Annotated in this window: 1 pseudogene; it reads left to right on the top strand. The window is 45.8% G+C overall.

The features are described 5' to 3' along the window. A pseudogene (locus tag ACN1CN_RS22680) lies at nucleotides 1-2,178 on the top strand (hypothetical protein); the annotation flags it as partial.

Here is a 2,178-nt window from a genome sequence, read left to right as displayed (position 1 = left end):
CAAACACACCGGGAGGAACGTATACGATAGACTATAAGGTATGCCAAGTGAGCAACCCTGCCAATTGTGTTACAGGTTCGGTTAAAGTAACCGTGGATGCACCAAAAATAGAAACCCCGGTTACAACGCCAACAGTTGTGGTGGATCCAAAAACGGGTACCACCCCTCCGATAACCTCCGATATTAAAATAAACGATCAGCCCGTAACCATCGGAACAAAACCGGGTGATGTAACCGTTACCATTATAAAAGCGCCTCCAGGATTTATTCTGAACCCTGATGGTACAGTTACGGTTCCGCCAAACACACCGGGAGGAACGTATACGATAGACTATAAGGTATGCCAAGTGAGTAACCCTGCCAATTGTGTTACAGGTTCGGTTAAAGTAACCGTGGATGCACCAAAAATAGAAACCCCGGTTACAACGCCAACAGTGGTTGTGGATCCTAAAACGGGTATCACTCCTCCGATAACATCCGATATTAAAATAAACGATCAGCCCGTAACCATCGGAACAAAACCGGGTGATGTAACCGTTACCATTATAAAAGCGCCTCCAGGATTTATTCTGAACCCGGACGGTACGGTTACCGTTCCGCCAAACACACCGGGAGGAACGTATACGATAGACTATAAGGTATGCCAAGTGAGCAACCCTGCCAATTGTGTTACAGGTTCGGTTAAAGTAACCGTGGATGCACCAAAAATAGAAACCCCGGTTACAACACCAACAGTGGTGGTGGATCCTAAAACGGGTACCACTCCTTCACTAGTAACCGATGTTAAAATAAACAATCAGCCTGTAGTGATCGGAACAAATCCGGGCGACGTAACGATTATCATTACAAAGGCGCCTCCAGGATTTATCCTGAACCCTGATGGTACAGTTACCGTTCCGCCAAATACACCGGGAGGAACGTATATGATAGACTATAAGGTATGTCAAGTGAGTAACCCTGCCAATTGTACTCCAGGTTCGGTTAAAGTAGAGGTGGTAGGGCCAAAAGTAGAAATTCCAACCCAAACGCCAACAGTTGTGGTGGATCCTAAAACCGGTACCACTCCTTCACTAGTAACCGATGTTAAAATAAACAATCTGCCCGTAACCATCGGAACAAATCCGGGCGATGTAACCGTTACCATTATAAAAGCGCCTCCAGGATTTATTTTGAACCCTGATGGTACGGTAACCGTTCCGCCAAACACACCGGGAGGAACGTATACGATAGATTATAAGGTATGCCAAGTGAGCAACCCTGCCAATTGTGTTACAGGTTCGGTTAAAGTAGAGGTGGTAGGACCAAAAGTAGAAATTCCAACCCAAACGCCAACAGTTGTGGTGGATCCTAAAACGGGTACCACTCCTTCACTAGTAACCGATGTTAAAATAAACAATCAGCCCGTAACCATCGGAACAAATCCGGGCGATGTAACCGTTACCATTATAAAAGCGCCTCCAGGATTTATCCTGAACCCTGATGGTACGGTTACCGTTCCGCCAAACACACCGGGAGGAACGTATACGATAGACTATAAGGTATGTCAAGTGAGTAACCCTGCCAATTGTACTCCAGGTTCGGTTAAAGTAGAGGTGGTAGGACCAAAAGTAGAAATTCCAACCCAAACGCCAACAGTTGTGGTGGATCCAAAAACGGGTACCACTCCTTCACTAGTAACCGATGTTAAAATAAACAATCAGCCCGTAACCATCGGAACAAATCCGGGCGATGTAACCGTTACCATTATAAAAGCGCCTCCAGGATTTATTTTGAACCCTGATGGTACGGTAACCGTTCCGCCAAACACACCGGGAGGAACGTATACGGTAGACTATCAGATCTGTCAGGTGAGCAATCCAAAAAATTGTGTTACAGGTTCGGTTAAAGTAGAGGTTGTAGGGCCAAAAGTAGAAATTCCAACCCAAACGCCAATAGTGGTGGTGGATCCAAAAACGGGTACCACTCCTTCACTAGTAACCGATGTTAAAATAAACAATCAGCCAGTAGTGATCGGAACAAATCCGGGCGACGTAACGATTATCATTACAAAGGCGCCTCCAGGATTTATCCTGAACCCTGATGGTACGGTTACCGTTCCGCCAAACACACCGGGAGGAATTTATACGGTAGACTATCAGATCTGTCAGGTGGGCAATCCTAAAAATTGTACTACCGGAT

Origin of the sequence: Flavobacterium sp. T12S277 (assembly GCF_048514875.1) — a bacterium.
In the GTDB taxonomy this organism is placed as follows: domain Bacteria; phylum Bacteroidota; class Bacteroidia; order Flavobacteriales; family Flavobacteriaceae; genus Flavobacterium.
The sequence above is the reverse complement of the archived record's forward strand: the minus strand, read 5'-3'. Positions and strand labels throughout refer to the sequence as shown.